The sequence below is a fragment of the Pseudomonas sp. A1230 genome (assembly GCF_044218825.1).
Taxonomy (GTDB): Bacteria; Pseudomonadota; Gammaproteobacteria; order Pseudomonadales; family Pseudomonadaceae; genus Aquipseudomonas; species Aquipseudomonas iridis.
Genome location: NZ_CP162582.1, coordinates 1,399,167 through 1,416,336 on the forward strand (window position 1 = coordinate 1,399,167; position 17,170 = coordinate 1,416,336).

The following is a 17,170-nucleotide window of genomic DNA, read 5'->3' on the forward strand; positions in this document are numbered from 1 at the left end:
CGCGACAGCCGTGTTTTCGGGCATTGCAATGTATTGGAAGTGCCGTCCCCATCGCTGGCAAGCCAGCTCCCACAAAGATCTGTAAGGAGCTCAAGTTTTGTAACCGCCATCGAAACCTGTGGGAGCTGGCTTGCCAGCGATGAAGGCCTGTCTAACGAAAGAAATCTCCCTGCCAGTCCAAATAAAAAACAAGGAATGATTTCGCCGCCGCGCAGTCGGAGTTCAGGTAGTACATATCTCTGGAGGTTCACCGATGAACAGCAAAACCCTATTCGCCAGCCTGGCCCTGGTCGCCGGCATTGCCGGGATCAGCCCGATTGTTCAAGCGGCGCAAACCTCGAACGATCCCTCCGTCCAGTCCCCCGTCAGCGATCGCGAACTAAAGATCAACGACCGCGCGCCAGACGTTTATCAACGCAGCGACAAAGCCTTGAAAAACTGGAAAGCGAAAGGTTTGAAAGCACCGGTTGAGCAAGCGCAGTGGGTGCAGATCAAAGATCAGTACGTGATGGTGATGATCACCAACGGGACGATTGTCGAGATGCAGCCGGTAGAGCGTTAAGCCATTCGGTAACAATTGGCCAAGGAAGGCAGATTGCAATCGAGCACCGTTCGGGTAAAAACCTGGGGGTGTTTCGAGTGACGGGAAGTCAGGAGCAATGAGTTGGACAAGAAACCTCTTTATCGGAAAGAAAACACTCGTACTTGGGGGGTGCGTCGCAATGCGTTAGTCGCGCAATACCGCGATCAGCGTAATACCAAGAGCGAAAATCGCAGCGACGCCGTACGTGGTTCGATGCATGCAGGCAAACGCTACGGCATGGATTACACACCCTTGTTTCGCTTTCTTTTGTCTCGTGTTGGCGGTAACTGGGACGAGATTTTCAGCGAAGCGGTGTCGCGTCTGGATCGACCGGAGCCCGTATTCTGGATGGTCGCCATCTATGAGGAGGATCGCGAGGAAGTCGTACGATTGGGCGAGTCGAGTTACTTCAATGGTTTGTACGTCGATCAGCAAAAGCGCCTTCAAATTGTCAATCCGGCATTGAAAGCTGAGGACATGGCGCCGCGCTGTCAGTGCTGTACGCACACCTTTAACGGTGTGGTTTTTGGCCGGCGATTTGGGACTGACTGATTTCGTCAGGTGTTGGAATCCGTTTGAAACCGCGATTGGACCCATATCCTTGCGCTGAACTTTGTAGAATCTTGCTTACAACAACTGCCCCTTGTCCCAAAGATGAACCAGATCCCCCGGTGCCTGATCCTCCGGCACTTTCAGCACCATTTCCCCTGACCGGTAGCGCACTTCTATCTGATAGAAGCGCTGATCGCCGCGTCCGGTTTCGACGCTGTCCAGCGGCAGGCACCCCTCCAGCACCGAGCAGATTCGGGTGCGTTCGCTGATGTCGCATTGAGCGAATTCGATTTCACGGGGGCGGCTCAGGCTATGAATGGCCGCCACGCCACCCTGGCGTGAAACCCGCACCACGGAATCGTCACCCAACTCGGGCAGAATTTTCATACAACCTCCAAGACCAATTCGATACCGACCTGAGCCCAGGCCTCACGCACTGCAGCCACCTCTCTGGCACCGAAACGCTTGCCAGCGTTTTCGACCGTCAACCCGGCGAACGCCTCAAACGTTGCGTCCTGACTCAAGCGTTTGTCGCACAGCGTGTCGTACCAGATTCGTCCGGCCTTCTCCCAGGCGAAGCCGCCCAATGCCCGAGCCGCCAGATAGAACGCGCGGTTGGGAATCCCTGAGTTGATGTGCACGCCACCATTGTCTTCAGTTGTAATGACGAACTTGCGCATGTGATCCGGTTGCGGATCCTTGCCCAATAACGGGTCGTCATACGCCGTGCCGGGATGCGACATCGAGCGCAAACCCTGTCCGTGGATTTGCGGCATCAGCAAATCAGCGCCGATCAGCCAGTCAGCCTGCTCCGCCGTGTGGCTGAGCGAATATTGCTTGGTCAACACGCCGAACACATCCGACAGTGATTCGTTAAGTGCACCCGATTGGTTCGCGTAAATCAGACCGGCTTCGCTTTCCGTCACGCCATGTGCGAGTTCGTGGGCGATGACGTCGAGCGAGCGGGTGAAACGCTGGAAAATTTCGCCATCACCATCACCGAATACCATCTGAGCGCCGTTCCAGAAAGCGTTCTCGTAGCCTTGACCGTAGTGCACGCTGCCGATCAGGGCAAACCCGTTGTTGTCGATCGAGTCGCGGCCCAACACCTTCCAGAAGAAATCATAGCTGGCACCCAGCGCCTCATAAGCTTCATCGACCGCCGGATCGCCTGTTGCCGCCTGTCCTTCCACACGTACCTCAATCCCGGGCAGCAGCATTTTGTTTTGAGCATCATGGATGCTGCGCTGTGCGATGCCGGGTTTGTTCGATGGCGGCAGGATTGCCTGGGCCAACGGACGCGAAGGCGGGCCGGGATTGGGCAGCAGGCTGCGCACATGATTGAGGGTGCGCATCGCCGCAGTCCGTTGCGGCTCCGAACCGTGGGCGATGATGCGATTGAGGATGTACGGCGGAATGAAACTGCGCAGCAAACGTGAGTCGGTCATCAGAGCTTCCTTGGCTAAATACGATGTCGATACACATGTGAGCAGCGCTGCGTGTTTCGGTTCCATGCATTGCCATCGGCAACGAATTCTGCGAAAAACGCCGTCCGTGCCCCCAACGGGCCATCCTTTCTGAGTGAAGCGCCATGACCGACGAACTACAAATCATCGAGCTGCAACCGGGCGAGGGCAAAGCCGCCGTCAAAGGCGCGCTGATCACCACCCAATACACCGGCTGGCTGGAAGACGGCACCGAATTCGACTCTTCCTACAGCCGTGGCAAACCATTTCAGTGTGTGATCGGCACCGGCCGCGTGATCAAGGGCTGGGATCAGATCATCTGAATGTTACACTGCCACCTTTTCGACGAAGGTGTGTGGTTTCCCAATGCCAAAGGCAATCAGCTACATCCGGTTTTCAACAGGTAGACAATCGCTTGGATCAAGCCATGAACGTCAGCGACAAGCTGTCACTCGGTGGTTGGAAAAACACCCTGATTACACCCTATACGACAAACCGTACGACGATCTTGGACGGTCTGGTTACAGTGGTGATCATGTCGATAACGCTTTTGGTCGTCTGTTAGCAGCAATCGAGGACGGCACCATTCCCAAGGGTTCAACCATTTTAATCGAGCAAATCGACAGAGTGGGCAGGATGGAGCCATTTGAAATGTTCCCGCTACTCTCTCGTATCGTGAACGCTGGCGTTGATCTTGTGACGTTGGACGACGGAATCACCTACAACAGACAATCAGTGAACAACAATCACTTGTTCCTTTTAGTCGCCAAAGTTCAAGCGGCATGGGGCTACTCCAAAACACTAAGTGAACGAACTAAAGCCAGTTATGCCATACGACGTGAGAAAGCAAAGAATGGTGAGCCGATAAAGCGGTTTGCTGTCGCATGGTTGACAACAGACGGAAAATTGAAGTCGCATCTTGTACCATATGTTAAGCAAGTATTTGATTTGTATATTAGTGGTGTCGGTAAGAATACTATTGCTAATCGCCTCCGTGCATCTGGTATGCCTGAACTTGCGTCGATTTCATCACCAACCATCGACGCATGGTTACAGAACAAAACAGCAATTGGTTTCTGGAATGATATACCCGGTGTTTACAAGCCTGTTGTAACTCCCGAAGTATTCATGCAGGCGCAGAAGCGACGACAGGAAGTGAAAACTCAGTCACGAAGTCGTACATCAAAGAATTTTCTTGTTGGTATGGTCAAGTGTGGTGTATGTAATGCCAATTACATTATTCATAACAAGGAAGGTAAACCGAATAATATGCGGTGTCTTACTCACCATCGTTTGAAAGATGCAGGTTGTACGAACAGTGAAACCATACCATATCAAGTTGTTCACTTTATCTACTTGTCGAGTGCCCCGTCGTGGATTGATAAAGCAATGAAGGTTATACAATTAACCGACAATGAAAAACGTAAGCTTTACCTTGTTACTGAGCGCGAGGAATTAACAGCTTCAATTCTGAGGATGGCGAAGTTGTTGGCAAGGACCGATTCGCCAGAGTTAGAATCTGAGTTTGATTTAGCAAATGAAAGACGTGCATCCATCGACATTGAATTGAGTGTGCTGGATCGTAAAGCAGACAATGGTGTTGAATCTAAATCCACCTCGATCTTTGTGGGGTATGAAGCAACATTGGAGCATGACCGCTTAGCCTTTCATGATCCTATACAGCTGTCTGCCTTGCTGAAACAAGCAGGGTACTCAATAACAGTACAACCGGGACGCAAGCTTTACGTTGCTGAGTCAAATGTACCATGGGTTTATACCGGCGTTGCTCGTAAAGGGAACACTGCATTAGGGTATCGTATTCAAGATGGTGAAATGGAATACACCATTTCAAATGTTATACCTGAAGCAGTTGATGTACAGGCATACAAGAACAATCCAGATGGAGAGATGCAGCATGTTGCTGACCGATCATACAAACATGTTAAGTCACCTACACTGCTCAATCCGACCGGTTTACGAAACACCAACGTTATGACTATTGAGAAATTCGAAAGTGCAAATGCAGCAATGCAGCGCCTAACGTCAGGAGTTTAACCAGATACAAACAAATAGTTGAAGTAAGTGTTCAAAACAGTCGTTACGGTATTGACAATCATTCGTATTTGATGATAGAATGTATACATTGGAGAGAACAGATCACCCCGACTCTTTTCAGTTGTTTTAGCGAGCAACTGCGGCACCTTTCAAGCAAACCTTGCCTTCTCGGTTTGTTACGTGGTCTGATCCTCCAACAATCTCTCTCCCGAACCTAAACCCATATTCTTAAACGAGGATATGGGTTTAAGTTCGTCTGCCGTAAACAGTTCAAAACACTATCAATTACTAACGAGGTAATATCTATGCATATTAACGTCTGTCGCGCCTGCAATACCCCTTTGGCTAACCGACGACCACAAACAAAAACGTGTGACGCAGCCTGTCGTGCTAAGTATTGGCGGCAATCGAAAGTTAGCATGTTGCCCGTACAACTGATGCTCAGTATTGCCAACCATTCATTCTTTACCAAAGCTGCTGATGCTGCTGGCGTTTCGATTAATGATCACCTACATGATTGCCTAACTAAAACTATGGAGTGTGTATAAATGCGAGTGCAACTGAACGAGCGTGCTTTTTTTCAACTGGAAGAGCTGATGCGTCGGGCGGGTCATACTAATCATCAGCACTGTCTACAGGTTTTGATTACCACGACCACCAACAATATCCGCCGTAGTGACGAGAAGAAAAAACTACAAACACCTGATACACCCATCTAACCCCCCCCCCCCAAATACTTTTCACCAGAGTAAGAGGATAACCATCATATAAAGAAAGTCAATGCCCAACTATATTGTTGTAAACAAACCATCTCAGTTGATCCTGAAAGTAATCACAACATCTCATGCGCCAACACCAGATGAACATCATGCGTTTCATTCTGCATCAACCACCGTGCTTGATAAGTACTATAAATTGGCAACTAAAGCGCGTCGCAATGGCGTGTTAGTAAATGTGGGTGACCTCGCGAATGTTAGCCCAAGTTTCTTGCAATCACTGACAGATTAAAAGCTCTAGCACTAAGCCAATTTCATTGGCCCAAACCGATTAAATATGCGTACTCCTGGCTACCCTACAGGGTACGGTGTTTGTCATGTCTACACCCCTTGTAAACCGGGCATCTGAAATGCCCAAAACACCTTATCTCAGGTGTCTTTCACAAAAACAATCAAAGGAATAAAAAATGACTATCGAAACTTGTTTCGATCTGGATCGCTTGCTTGCCATCAAACAAATGGTTCATTTCATGCATTTGAAACAGTCGGCAATCGAAACCGGCGACAAAGCAGAGTTTAGGCGTACGACTGACATCATCGATAAAATGGCGACAGAGTATGGTGTGCTGGTGCTTCATCAAGCGCAGGAGCAATACAAATGAGGAGTTCTGACCACTTCACTCGTGGACTCACAAGAGCTTTTGAGCGGCGCGCTAAACATCCAGCCAAACAACATCTAGATCAAGTGGTACACGTACAGGGCGCTGGTAGCGTTGCAGGTGATGCAAATACACTCGCCACCGTTAATAACACCATCACTAAGCTTAGTGAGGAGCAATACAAACAAATCATCGTACAAACGATGATCGCACTTATCTACAAAAGGAAAATGAAATGACTGATAAAATAACCATCAAGGGCGTGCCGCCCAATTTTGAAGAGACTGTGTTAAAGCGACGTCAAGAAGCTCGGTATAATGTTTATGATCAAACTGATGAATGTACCGTGCTCGTGCGTGGTGAAATCCCGATTCAGTTCCTGAGTAATGTAATTGATCACCATACCAAAGGCTACATGCTATGTCTGAAATACCCGGTGTCAACTGCTCCCGGTAGTTACAGTTGCCGTATGGAAAAGCCTGACTCAATTAAGATCAGTGAACGTCAAGCGCTTGGTGATCAAGTGAAGCTTGAATACGTTGCTTGGCTTGAAAGCGAGCGTGAGAACTATAAGCAGTTGCTGACTGCTCAATTGCTGCAAGCGGCAGAAGCGAAAGAGAAAAAGAAAGAGGAAGATAAGCGGGCCAAATTACTTTCAGAAATTGAGAAAGAAGTATCGGCCACCTTTGGTAATCTGCTGGTGCCCGACTAACACGGCGATACCAGACAAAACCTCGTATAACGCGTTCTGAGAGCGTTTATCCCAATGCCAATCCAACGCAATCGCCCGGCAGTCTATGTGACCGCACGGGCTTTTTGCTGCCTTCAGGAAAGTACGGGGCGCGCAACGACCACCACAAAATCGGGGTTGATATCGCCGCACTATTAATGCGAAAATCGCCGCACTATTAATTTTGTACTTTTTCCCAAAAATGTCGGTTTGGACCAATGTTTACGGGATTGCGTGACCGTACACCACAGCAATAGCCTTGTAGTAAACTAGGAAAGAGAGGGGTTGAGAGTTCTAGTGCTGTGTTTGAGAGCATGTATTTGAGAGATTAACCTTAGAGAGAAGGAGAGAGAGAAGTGAGTGAAGCGAGCCAAGACAAGACCAAGCGTAAATACCTGACACTGCTGAAAGGACACAAGTGGTCACATCAGTACTCAGTGTTCTATGACGATCTTACGCTGAGTAACCGACTGCTGACTGACAAGGAAGCATTCCTGCAAACGCTGCGAAAGCAATTCCCCGGTCAACCGTTCTTGGTACGCATCCAAACCAAGATGGGAAATGGTAGAGGTGAAAAGGGATTGCAGGCGTACCTGATGATCCTGACAACCGCCCAGTCAGACGTACAAGAAGTTGCTGATAAGTCATTCACATCCGTCATGAATGTCAAAAGCAGGAAGCTTGAAGGTTTGAAGCCTTACACCATAGCCAGTGCAATCGAGAACCAAAGACCACACGACCTTCAGAAAGTATTTGGTGACGTCAGGATCAAAAGATATTCAGTGTTGAACAAGCCGATGCTGGTGCCATGCGCACCATGATCCTGACGATCAGGAATAGCTATCAGGAATAGCTATCAGGAACGCATCAGGATCACCACCACACCATAAAACTTTAATTTGCGCAGCCACCTTCGCTACAGCCCTGATTTTATAAGGGGGTTGAGCCATTTTGCGTTAAGCACGTTTGACAATCCCTCCCGATTCCCTCACACACCGATTCAATCTGATTGAAAACCGGAACAAAACCAGCAGCCTCCCGCCTCAAAAATTAGTCGAAAAATCATGTGGTACAATATGTCAAGCGAAATCTGAATTACCGGATGTCCGGTAATCTTATCCCTCGCTGGAGATGCATATGTCCCTGTACAAAGATGCCCTGAACGCCATCACTGATGAAAACCTGTACGCAGTCGATGAAACATCCACACCCAGTTACGCCACCATCAAGGAGTTGAGAGACGCGGGTTACGTCACCGCGATCTACAGTGGCGCCGACGATGGAGACAGCTTTCTGAAAATCGCAATCACGCTCCGTGGTCGTGACTACCAGAAGGAGCTGAACGCCAGCGCGTAACCCCGAGGGAAATGCAGCCTGAGCCTGATCACCAAAGGCTGCACCCATCACCAGCACATCAGCAGAAATCACAATCGTGGTAGTCATAAGTCATGGCTCTAATTGACACAATACAATTGTGTCAATAAACGAACCCTTGTAAACCCTTGCCATAGCGTAGTGACCCATGCTCTAATTGACACATTCATGCGATTTAGCGCGGAGTGTCAACTAGATGAACATTGTAGAAGCAGTGAAGACAACCGGTGAAGCAGAGACAATCTCCCGCAAGCTTTCACTCAATGCCAAAGGTAATCCTCTGTACGCAGACATCTGGCGTTTCGGTGTGAACACTGCACTCCGTATCAGTGACTTACTAAGCCTGACCTTCGACGATGTGAAAGGTGACATCCTGACCATCAAAGAGAGCAAGACCGGTAAGACTCGGCACATTGATTTGAATACTTCAGCCAAGGCGATCATTGAACGTCGTAGGAAGGCACAGCCGGATCACACCTTCTTGTTTCAGGTGGATAGCAACCGGGCGAAGGGAAAGGCTGTCAGCCGTGCTGCTGTAGGCGCTGCATTCAAGGCCGTGGGTGATGAGATGAGTCTTCAACTGGGTACGCACTCAATGCGTAAGACCCGTGGTTGGCTGATGTACAACGGTGGCGTTTCAATCGAGATGATCTGCAAGACCCTGAACCATTCCAGTCCAGCGGTAACAATGGTGTACATCGGTATCACCCGCGCAGAAGTTGCCGCCATGTACCATGAATTTGTATTCTGATTTTAGGCATAGACTCTGTGAGCAACGACAAACGCCAAGGCTGTGCGTGACATTCATGTCAAGTTAAAACAGCCCACACGCAATCCTGCGCACTCTCAGACTGCTCACCGACTATCAAACGCCATACCTATGGATTTGAGCAATCTTGGGCATCCCCACTGCCCACATTCTACTGCCGGTCAAACAGTCGTGACCAATATCCTTCGGATTCAGCACCACGCGCACGCGAAGTATCACCAGATTGCCGATTCTGAATTTCAGGGAATTGTGGTGGTGTGGCAGACGTGGTCAACACCCGCCGAAACGAACAATCGCAATACTCTTTATTGATCCTTCACTAGGTGCATTGGGGCGCCAGCGTCATAGACCTGAAGAGTAAAAGTATCAAATAGACCATCGATATCAATATCGACACCCGTAGACTTATCGACGTTAGATGTGCCGCCGATTAAAGCTCGACCATATCGCCAGACAGACTGTCCCTGCTCCTTAAGCGTCTCTGCAATTTGCTTCGCCACGGCGTACTGCACATAGACAGACGCGAACTGCATTGCTTTCGAGACAATCACACTACCCGTTATTAGCTCGTCGCCGTAGTAGTAACGGTAGGCCATGCTTACAAACTTTTCATTTTCGCCTAGCACTCGGCTTCTCCTTAGCTTGGATTAAGGTCGTAATACTACCCGGATCACCATATCACAGCGCCATGGATGATTTACTCACGTCATGAAAGGACAGTGCTTGTGTACGCGAAATCTGCTGAGTATTGACTCACACCGGTTCTCAGATTTCACACAGCAACGCGTGACAGCGCCATTTGCTGGGAGAGAGTGATGGTGTAACAAGCGAATTACTTGGGATCAGGGGCTGATGGGCATGCAGGTGGGCGGTAAACGCAAACTGCTGGTGCCGGCGCATCTGGGGTACGGGGAACGGACCATGGGCAAAATTCCGCCGAATTCGAATCTGGTGTTTGAGATTGAGTTGCTGGAGGTTTTGACGCGGGAGGATTGAGGTTGTGGGCGCTGATGTGGGTGAGGTTCGTTACTTCATCCAAATACCATCTGTGTTGATCAGGTGAATACGTCTATATCGTCGAGCGTGTCTTCAATGATCCCTTGCAGCGAAGGATGCGTTCGCTTGACTGATTCGAGTGCAGCAAAAATTGTTTCAGTATTCAGGAAGCCGGGGTGATGTTCCTTCATGGTTTAAGTCCTCCTGAGGTTTGGCTTTCGGATATCGTGAGCAGAAAGAACGCTATCGCGAGCAGGCTCACTCCCACATGGGGAATGCATTCCAAAATGTAGGAGCGAGCCTGCTCGCGATGGGGCCTTCAACATTCACTCAAGAATTGACCTTCACCCCACCCCCAAAGCGCTCGCGATACACCGACGGCGGCACTCCAACCACCCCGCGAAACGCCACGCGAAAACTCTCCACCGACCGATAACCGCAGCGCTCGGCAATCTGCTCGGTGTGTTGGTCAGTGCTCTCCAGCAACTCCCGCGCCCGCGCCAACCGCTCATGCTGCAACCACGCCTTGGGCGACTGACCGCTGGCCTCAGTAAAGCGTCGCAAAAACGTGCGCTCGCTCATCGCTGCTTCACTCGCCAGGTCGCGCACCTCCAACGGCTCGTGCAAGCGCTCGCGCGCCCACTGCATCACGCGTGACAGATCGTTGCGCGGCGTCTGGCTGACGGGGGTCGGAATGAATTGCGCTTGACCGCCGGTACGCTGCGGCGACATCACCAACCGCCGTGCCACGGAATTGGCAACCTGAGTGCCAAAGTCCCGCGCCACCAGATGCAGGCAAGCGTCGATGCCGGCCGCGCTGCCTGCCGAAGTGATCAACTGGCCGGAGTCGACGTAGAGCACATCCGGATCGACTGCAATGGCTGGAAAGCGCTGCGCCAGTTCCGCCGTGTAACGCCAATGGGTGGTGGCGCCATTGCCGTCGAGCAGGCCGGTGGCTGCCAGCACAAACACACCTGAACAAATCGACAGCAATCTCGCACCGCGGGCATGGGCTCGGCACAGTGCGTCGATTAACGGTGGAGGCACCGCAGCATTCCGGTCGCGCCAGCCGGGGATGATGATGGTGCGGGCCTCGGTCAGCAGCTCTAACCCTCCGTCAGCCAGCACCTGAATTCCGCCCATGGCGCGCATCGGGCCTTGATCGACCGCCGCAATTGCATGCTCGTACCACGCAAAGTCGAACTCCGGCCGGGCGAGCCCGAAGATCTCCACGGCAATGCCGAACTCGAATGTGCAGAGGCCGTCGTAGGCCAGAATCGCAACCAAACCTGGTGAAGTAGGCATTTGGCGGAAAATTCCCGGTGGGTGTCTTGTGCGCCACTTTAGCGATAAGCGTTGGCTGGATAAAGTCTGTTCACACCCACTCAGATGAAGGAGCAACACCTTATGACCAGCCTGGTTTGCGAAATCCCTGCCGCCCCGTCGGCCATCGCCCTCATGCATTTCAGCAGTCGTCTGACGTTCGAAACCGATTGTTCCGACGTGTTCAGCAGTCTTGAGGCCGGTGCGGTCGACTTTGTGCTGGTCGATGTTCGCGGACCAGTGGCCTTCGAGCGAGGTCATATACCGGGCGCGATCAATATTCCAACGCGGCGGCTGACCGTTGAAGGTTTGGCGGGTTACCCGAAAACCACGCTGTTTGTGGTCTATTGCGCCGGCCCGCATTGCAATGGCGCGAACAAGGCTGCGGTGAAACTGGCGGCGCTGGATTACCCGGTCAAGGAGATGATCGGTGGCGTGACAGGTTGGCTCGACGAAGGTTTTCAATTGAGCGATGAGCAAGCCGCCAAAACCGCAATCGGCTGCGAATGCTGATCCCATTGTAGGAGCTGCCGCAGGCTGCGATCTTTTGATCTTGCTTCTAAAAAGCAAAGTCAAAAGATCGCAGCCTTCGGCAGCTCCTACACGAGATTTTTGGTACCGATTGAGGGCTTGTCCTACAGTCTTTGCACCACGACGGCGCACCTGTTGACCCCGGTCAATCAGTGCGCCGAAGTTCTGTAAGTAATTGTCGCTTAAAAACAATTTGCCCTGTGCGCGCCGCCATAGACTGCCGACCACTTCGGTTTTTTGCCGCTATATGGCCATGACCGAACGCTGAATCGAAAGCTGCCAATAAAAGCCTCCGCACACAGGAGTAATAAATGAAGAAGCTAGTGATGTTCGGTGCCCTGGCACTGTCGATGTTGTCCCTGACCGCTGTGGCCGAAGACGCCAAACCGATCCGCATCGGTATCGAAGCCGGTTATCCGCCATTCTCGATGAAAACCCCTGACGGCAAACTCACCGGTTTCGACGTGGATATCGGCGATGCGCTGTGTGAGCAGATGAAAGTCAAATGTACCTGGGTCGAGCAGGAATTCGATGGCCTGATCCCGGCGCTGAAAGTGAAGAAAATCGACGCGATCCTGTCCTCGATGACCATCACTGACGACCGCAAGAAAAACGTCGATTTCACCATCAAGTACTACCACACACCGGCCCGCTTCGTAATGAAGACAGGCTCCAGTGTCACCGATCCGCTGACCCAGCTCAAAGGCAAGAAAGTCGGTGTACTGCGCGCCAGTACCCACGACCGTTTCGCCACCGAAGTGCTGGTGCCGGCCGGGATCGATCTGGTGCGTTACGGCTCGCAGCAGGAAGCCAACCTCGACATGACGTCTGGCCGTCTGGACGCGATGCTGGCCGACTCGGTCAACCTCAGCGACGGTTTCCTGAAAACCGACGCGGGTAAAGGCTTCGAATTTGTCGGCCCGACCTACGAAGACGCCAAATACTTCGGCGGCGGCGCCGGGATTGCAGTTCGCAAGGGCGATGCGGCCCTGGCTGAGCAGTTCAACAAAGCCATCACTGAAATCCGCGCCAACGGCGAGTACAAGAAAGTGCAGGACAAGTACTTCGACTTTGACGTGTACGGCCATTAATACGCCGTAGAAAAAGTGGCCCCGTTTGCGCGGTGGCCACTTTTTTTATGCCCATGATTTATCCTGCACAACACCTTTCCAATGTAGGAGCTGCCGCAGCATGCGGCAGCTCCTACAGAGTTCGCGGAGTTTTCTTATGCAACGCATCGACCATCTTCTGCCCTGGAGCCATTTGGGCAGCGAACGTTCCCTCAGTGTGTTTCGTTACGGCGCGGGTGCCCGCAAGGTGTACATCCAGGCCAGCCTGCACGCCGATGAACTGCCGGGCATGCGCACCGCGTGGGAACTCAAGCAGCGCCTGAATGCACTAGAAGCGCAGGGTCGTTTGCAAGGTGTGATTGAACTGGTGCCGGTGGCTAACCCGATCGGACTCGATCAGCATCTGCAAGGCAATCACATGGGCCGCTTCGAATTGGGCAGCGGCAAGAACTTCAACCGAGCGTTCGTCGAACTCAGTGCGCCAGTGGCAGCGTTGATCGGTGATCGCCTGGGTTCTGATGCCGACGCCAATATTGCGCTGATCCGCCAGACCATGCTCCAGGTCTTCGATGATCTGCCGGCCCCGGCCTCGCAACTGGAAGCCCTGCATCGTTTGTTGCTGCGCCACGCTTGCGATGCCGATATCACCCTCGATCTGCATTGTGATTTCGAAGCCTCAATCCACCTGTATGCGTTGCCCCAGCACTGGCCGCAGTGGCAGTCATTGGCGGCGCGCTTGAAGGCTGGCGTGGCGTTGTTGTGTGAAGATTCCGGTGGCAGCTCGTTCGATGAATCCTGTTCGACGCCGTGGCTGCGTCTGGCACGAGCCTTCCCGGACGCGGCAATTCCAGCGGCCAACCTCGCGACCACGTTGGAGCTGGGCAGCATGGGCGATACCCGGGTCGACCAGGCGCAGGCCAACTGCGAAGCGATTCTCGGGTTTCTGGCGGAGCAGGGTTTCATCAGCGGTGAATGGCCGGCGGCGCCAGGCGAATGCTGCGAAGGCATGCCATTCGAAGGCACCGAATACCTCTTCGCGCCGCACCATGGTGTGGTGAGTTTTCTGCGCTCGGCGGGCGAGTGGGTAGAGCAGGGGGATGCGTTGTTCGAGGTGGTGGATCCATTGCAAGATCGCGTCACCACCGTGCGTGCAGGAACCAGCGGGGTGTTGTTTGCGATTGATCGCGGGCGTTACACCGAGCCGGGGATCTGGCAAGCGAAAGTGGCGGGGCGGGTACCGTTTCGCACGGGTAAATTGACTAACGACTGACCGATTTTTGCTGTATTTGCTGGCCTCATCGCTGGCAAGCCAGCTCCCACAAGGTTATGTGAGCACCATAGATCCCTGTGGGAGCTGGCTTGCCAGCGATGGCGGCATCAGTGGCACCACAACATTTGGATCCTCGCTTCAGGATGTTAGGCTCCCCCCGAACCCTGCACCCTGTGAAGGAAGATTTATGTTGAAGGTGTTTGCTCTGCTGACCCTCCTGGCGTCCACCGCCGCTCATGCTCAAATCACACTGCAATCCGATCTGCCGCTCAAGTACATCGAACAGGTTCACCCTGACGCCGATCCACGTCCGTTGGTGATTTTCCTGCACGGTTACGGCAGCAATGAAGCCGATCTGATCGGCATGAAATTTCAGCTGCCAGCGCAGTACAACTACCTCTCGGTGCAGGCACCGCTGGCGTTGGGCGAAGGGCGTTTCCAGTGGTTTCGCAAGAAAGGCGAAGGTGCCTACAACGGCGAGACTGATGATCTGAAAACCAGCGGCCAGAAACTTCGGGATTTTGTCGCGCAAGCGGCTAAGAAATATCACGCTGCCCGGGACAAGGTGTACCTGATCGGGTTCAGCCAGGGCGCGATGATGACCTACGAGGTGGGCCTGCGACCACCCGTGGCGGTGGGTGGTATTGCGGCGTTGAGCGGGCGTTTATTGCCGGTGTTGAAGGCAGAGCTGAAGACAGGGCAACAACCGCTGCCGCTGAGCATCTTCATCGGTCACGGCACGGCCGATGATCCAGTGCCGTATCACCTCGGTACTGAGGCCAATGCATTACTCCAGAAACTGGATTACAAACCGCAGTTTCACGCGTATCCCGGCGTCGGCCACAGCATCAGTGCGGCCGAACTGCGGGACTTGAACGCTTGGTTGCAGCAGCTCAATCCTTGAGGATGGTCTTCACCAGCGCATCGTGACCTTTCTTGTCGCTGACCCGGGAGATCACCTGAACCAGCGCCATGCGTGTGCCGGAACCCGCCATCAACGTCGTGTTGAGGGTTTGGCCACCGCCCTGGCTGGCGGTGCTGTCGACCTGACGCAAGCCCAGGCCAGTGCCTTTCTGGGTCAGGCTTTTTTCGCTGAGTTTGTTGAAGTCCGGTAGCGCTTTGCGCTGGGCTTCGATGAAATCGGACACGCTGCCGTCCAGGAACTCGCTGTCGTTGTCCTTGACGTTGTTGCCTTCGGGGATCTGGTTTTCTGCGGCGATGACCACGGTTTTGCTGGTCTGGTTGGTGTACATCGTGCCCGTGGCACCGGTCGGACTGGCCGGCAGCGGTTCGGCAACGAAGCCTTTGGGCAGGGTGAAGGCGAATTTGCCGCCCAGCATCGAAACCTTCTCGGTGGCGGTTTTTTCCTTGGCCTTGGCGGCCTGAGCGTTGATGGCGCCGAGGCCGGCAACCGCCGCCAGCAACAGGACGACGGCTTTCTTGCTCAACAATGTCATTCGAATCTCCGGGAAGTGGTCATGCCAGGCGGGCGATCATCCCACGCAGCGCCTCGGCACTCCAGCACGTCTCGTCAGGCTTGCGGCTGCGGTGCCGGTTTGGCCAGCAGTTTGCGCGTGACGCCAAGCATGGCCACTGACACGGCCACGCCAATAGCAAATCCGCTGAAGCCCAGGCTTGGCAAGGTCAGCGCTGACACCAGACAAAACGCCGAAAACGAGTACATCCCGGTCGCCGTCGCGCGCAACAACGCGGCGGTAAACTCGGGGCCGCGGGTCTGCTGGGAAAACACCGCCATGACACTGCCGAGCACCGGGAAGACTGCCAGCAATCCGCTCCAGCGTTCACCGACGGTGCTGGCCAGCATCGTCACCAGCAGCGTCAACGCCGCACCGGCGATCATCCGCCAGATCAGTTTGTCCGACTTTGGCGCCGAGCGATTGAGTACCGGTTGCACCTTGGGAAACAGGTAGGGCGCCGCCAATAAAGCAACTGCGGCCGCCCCTATAGAAAACGGCAGCGACGCCGGGATCAGCGACAAGACCAACGCCAGCGTCGCCCAGACTGCCAGCGAAGCGCTCAGCGCCCACGGCCAGTTCGCCTTCTGCGCGACCTGCGCGTACGTGATGCAGAAGGCGATCATGGCGAACATCGCCGACAACGCGGCCACTGCTGACTGCGCGGCAAACTGCGGCCCCTGTTCGATCGCCAGGAAAAACAGAATCGGCCCGACCACCACCGGCAAACCCGACAGCCAACCGGCGACGCTAGGCCCCCAGCGCTTGCCGGCCAATGAGATCAGCAGCAAAAATCCGGGAATCAGCAGCAGTTTGAGGATCAGCACGCGGGTGTCTCCGTGAGTGAGAGACGGCCACGGTAGCATTGCTGCACGTACATTGCTGCAGATGCGTGCAATTTTTGTATACAAGATTTTTGGTCTGATATCCGGCTATGCTTTGCTTATGAGGGATTCGCAGAGTCGATGACGTAATGAGCCGATCAAAAAATGTTTTGCGTGGGTGCTGTGCCATAAGCTTTTGGGCCTTGCTGGTGGCGCCTGTCTGGGCCAACTGGCAGGACGAAGTGCCCGGCGCCAGGATCATTGGTACCGGCGATTTCAGTGTGTTCGGTTTCGACGTTTATAACGCACGGCTGTGGAGTGCCGCGCAGCCTCTGGCAGACGGGCAGCCTTTTGCCCTGGAGTTGATCTACCAGCGCAAGATTTCTCGCGACGATCTGGTCGAAGCCAGCGTTGATGAAATCAAACGTCTGAATGGAGCCTCCGTCACCCCGGCACAACTGACCGGCTGGCAGACACAGATGCAGCAGGCGTTCGTCGATGTTCAGGCCGGCACCCGTATCACCGGAGTGTATTTGCCGGGGCAGGGCGCACGTTTTTTTGTCGGTCAGCAGTTGCAGCATGAGATCGACGATCCGCAGTTTGCCCGGGCGTTTTTTGATATCTGGTTGAATCCGCGTACGCGCAATCCCGAACTGCGCCAGCAATTGCTGGGTGTGACGGGATCTTGAGCTCTCGTCAACGAGGTCGAAACGCCTGAGCTGAGTTTTCGACTGATTTACGAATGTGCGGGTGAAACTCAGCTTGCACGAAATCGCT

General features: G+C 53.3%; 23 protein-coding genes and 2 pseudogenes. 18 read left to right on the forward strand and 7 right to left on the reverse strand.

Annotated features, from left to right (window positions below):
- Positions 1–253 precede the first annotated feature (253 nt).
- On the forward strand, positions 254–562 hold the full coding sequence (locus AB4P97_RS06600; protein WP_042559713.1) for an RcnB family protein: 309 nt from the start codon (positions 254–256) through the stop codon (positions 560–562).
- 102 nt (positions 563–664) lie between these two features.
- The gene (locus tag AB4P97_RS06605; protein WP_210555096.1) at positions 665–1,135 is read left to right on the forward strand and encodes a hypothetical protein; all 471 of its coding nucleotides are present in this window, start codon (positions 665–667) and stop codon (positions 1,133–1,135) included.
- A gap of 75 nt (positions 1,136–1,210) precedes the next feature.
- On the opposite strand, the gene AB4P97_RS06610 is transcribed toward AB4P97_RS06605, so the two are convergent.
- On the reverse strand, positions 1,211–1,522 hold the full coding sequence (locus AB4P97_RS06610; protein ID WP_395602284.1) for a protealysin inhibitor emfourin: 312 nt from the start codon (positions 1,520–1,522) through the stop codon (positions 1,211–1,213).
- Complete coding sequence (locus AB4P97_RS06615) at positions 1,519–2,583, reverse strand: M4 family metallopeptidase (protein WP_395602285.1); 1,065 nt, start codon at positions 2,581–2,583, stop codon at positions 1,519–1,521. The genes AB4P97_RS06610 and AB4P97_RS06615 overlap by 4 nt, the downstream gene beginning before the upstream one ends.
- A 143-nt stretch (positions 2,584–2,726) precedes the next feature.
- Between AB4P97_RS06615 and AB4P97_RS06620 the strand changes: the two are divergent.
- The 10 genes and pseudogenes from AB4P97_RS06620 to AB4P97_RS06665 form a co-directional block, all read left to right on the forward strand.
- A pseudogene (locus AB4P97_RS06620) lies at positions 2,727–2,915 on the forward strand (FKBP-type peptidyl-prolyl cis-trans isomerase); the annotation flags it as partial.
- A gap of 52 nt (positions 2,916–2,967) precedes the next feature.
- Positions 2,968–4,656 carry a recombinase family protein gene (locus AB4P97_RS06625; protein WP_395602286.1) on the forward strand — a complete coding sequence of 563 codons (1,689 nt, stop codon included), beginning with the start codon at positions 2,968–2,970 and terminating at the stop codon, positions 4,654–4,656.
- A gap of 548 nt (positions 4,657–5,204) precedes the next feature.
- On the forward strand, positions 5,205–5,375 hold the full coding sequence (locus AB4P97_RS06630) for a hypothetical protein (protein WP_155401136.1): 171 nt from the start codon (positions 5,205–5,207) through the stop codon (positions 5,373–5,375).
- Between the two features lie 61 nt (positions 5,376–5,436).
- Positions 5,437–5,664 (forward strand): hypothetical protein, encoded by a 228-nt coding sequence (locus tag AB4P97_RS06635; protein ID WP_155401135.1) that lies wholly within the window; start codon positions 5,437–5,439, stop codon positions 5,662–5,664.
- A gap of 175 nt (positions 5,665–5,839) precedes the next feature.
- Positions 5,840–6,034: a hypothetical protein gene (locus AB4P97_RS06640; RefSeq protein ID WP_042559709.1), complete on the forward strand. Its 195-nt coding sequence runs from the start codon at positions 5,840–5,842 to the stop codon at positions 6,032–6,034.
- Positions 6,031–6,270, forward strand: coding sequence for a hypothetical protein (locus AB4P97_RS06645; RefSeq protein WP_042559708.1), 240 nt, complete (start codon positions 6,031–6,033; stop codon positions 6,268–6,270). Before AB4P97_RS06640 ends, AB4P97_RS06645 begins: the two co-directional genes overlap by 4 nt.
- Positions 6,267–6,743: a hypothetical protein gene (locus AB4P97_RS06650; RefSeq protein WP_042559707.1), complete on the forward strand. Its 477-nt coding sequence runs from the start codon at positions 6,267–6,269 to the stop codon at positions 6,741–6,743. Before AB4P97_RS06645 ends, AB4P97_RS06650 begins: the two co-directional genes overlap by 4 nt.
- Before the next feature lie 374 nt (positions 6,744–7,117).
- Positions 7,118–7,582, forward strand: a complete 465-nt coding sequence (locus AB4P97_RS06655; protein ID WP_042559706.1) for a hypothetical protein — start codon at positions 7,118–7,120, stop codon at positions 7,580–7,582.
- Positions 7,583–7,898: 316 nt separating this feature from the next.
- The gene (locus AB4P97_RS06660; RefSeq protein ID WP_042559705.1) at positions 7,899–8,117 is read left to right on the forward strand and encodes a hypothetical protein; all 219 of its coding nucleotides are present in this window, start codon (positions 7,899–7,901) and stop codon (positions 8,115–8,117) included.
- A 214-nt stretch (positions 8,118–8,331) separates the two neighbouring features.
- Positions 8,332–8,886 (forward strand): tyrosine-type recombinase/integrase, encoded by a 555-nt coding sequence (locus AB4P97_RS06665; protein WP_042559704.1) that lies wholly within the window; start codon positions 8,332–8,334, stop codon positions 8,884–8,886.
- Positions 8,887–9,209: 323 nt separating this feature from the next.
- Here AB4P97_RS06665 and AB4P97_RS06670 read toward each other — a convergent pair whose 3' ends face one another.
- Positions 9,210–9,530: a hypothetical protein gene (locus AB4P97_RS06670; protein ID WP_042559703.1), complete on the reverse strand. Its 321-nt coding sequence runs from the start codon at positions 9,528–9,530 to the stop codon at positions 9,210–9,212.
- A 211-nt stretch (positions 9,531–9,741) separates the two neighbouring features.
- On the opposite strand from AB4P97_RS06670, the pseudogene AB4P97_RS06675 reads away from it, so the two are divergent.
- A pseudogene (locus AB4P97_RS06675) lies at positions 9,742–9,900 on the forward strand (FKBP-type peptidyl-prolyl cis-trans isomerase); the annotation flags it as partial.
- A 59-nt stretch (positions 9,901–9,959) separates the two neighbouring features.
- On the opposite strand, the gene AB4P97_RS06680 reads toward AB4P97_RS06675, so the two are convergent.
- Positions 9,960–10,091 carry a hypothetical protein gene (locus AB4P97_RS06680; RefSeq protein WP_263596710.1) on the reverse strand — a complete coding sequence of 44 codons (132 nt, stop codon included), beginning with the start codon at positions 10,089–10,091 and terminating at the stop codon, positions 9,960–9,962.
- Positions 10,092–10,230: 139 nt separating this feature from the next.
- Complete coding sequence (ftrA, locus tag AB4P97_RS06685) at positions 10,231–11,205, reverse strand: transcriptional regulator FtrA (protein WP_042559702.1); 975 nt, start codon at positions 11,203–11,205, stop codon at positions 10,231–10,233.
- Between the two features lie 102 nt (positions 11,206–11,307).
- On the opposite strand from ftrA, the gene AB4P97_RS06690 reads away from it, so the two are divergent.
- The 4 genes from AB4P97_RS06690 to AB4P97_RS06705 all read left to right on the forward strand — a co-directional run bounded on the left by AB4P97_RS06690 (position 11,308) and on the right by AB4P97_RS06705 (position 14,998).
- Positions 11,308–11,736, forward strand: coding sequence for a rhodanese-like domain-containing protein (locus tag AB4P97_RS06690; RefSeq protein ID WP_042559701.1), 429 nt, complete (start codon positions 11,308–11,310; stop codon positions 11,734–11,736).
- A gap of 329 nt (positions 11,737–12,065) precedes the next feature.
- On the forward strand, positions 12,066–12,845 hold the full coding sequence (locus AB4P97_RS06695) for an ABC transporter substrate-binding protein (RefSeq protein WP_042559700.1): 780 nt from the start codon (positions 12,066–12,068) through the stop codon (positions 12,843–12,845).
- Positions 12,846–12,981: 136 nt separating this feature from the next.
- Complete coding sequence (locus AB4P97_RS06700; protein WP_042559699.1) at positions 12,982–14,094, forward strand: succinylglutamate desuccinylase/aspartoacylase family protein; 1,113 nt, start codon at positions 12,982–12,984, stop codon at positions 14,092–14,094.
- A gap of 187 nt (positions 14,095–14,281) precedes the next feature.
- On the forward strand, positions 14,282–14,998 hold the full coding sequence (locus AB4P97_RS06705; protein WP_042559698.1) for an alpha/beta hydrolase: 717 nt from the start codon (positions 14,282–14,284) through the stop codon (positions 14,996–14,998).
- On the opposite strand, the gene AB4P97_RS06710 is transcribed toward AB4P97_RS06705, so the two are convergent.
- Together AB4P97_RS06710 and AB4P97_RS06715 are read right to left on the reverse strand one after the other, a co-directional pair.
- A complete protein-coding gene (locus AB4P97_RS06710; RefSeq protein WP_042559697.1) occupies positions 14,988–15,551 on the reverse strand; it encodes a hypothetical protein in 564 nt (187 codons plus the stop codon). The genes AB4P97_RS06705 and AB4P97_RS06710 overlap by 11 nt on opposite strands.
- 74 nt (positions 15,552–15,625) lie before the next feature.
- The gene (locus AB4P97_RS06715) at positions 15,626–16,396 is read right to left on the reverse strand and encodes a hypothetical protein (protein WP_042559696.1); all 771 of its coding nucleotides are present in this window, start codon (positions 16,394–16,396) and stop codon (positions 15,626–15,628) included.
- A gap of 146 nt (positions 16,397–16,542) precedes the next feature.
- Between AB4P97_RS06715 and AB4P97_RS06720 the strand changes: the two genes are divergently transcribed.
- Positions 16,543–17,082: a chalcone isomerase family protein gene (locus tag AB4P97_RS06720; RefSeq protein ID WP_042559694.1), complete on the forward strand. Its 540-nt coding sequence runs from the start codon at positions 16,543–16,545 to the stop codon at positions 17,080–17,082.
- Positions 17,083–17,170 lie beyond the last annotated feature (88 nt).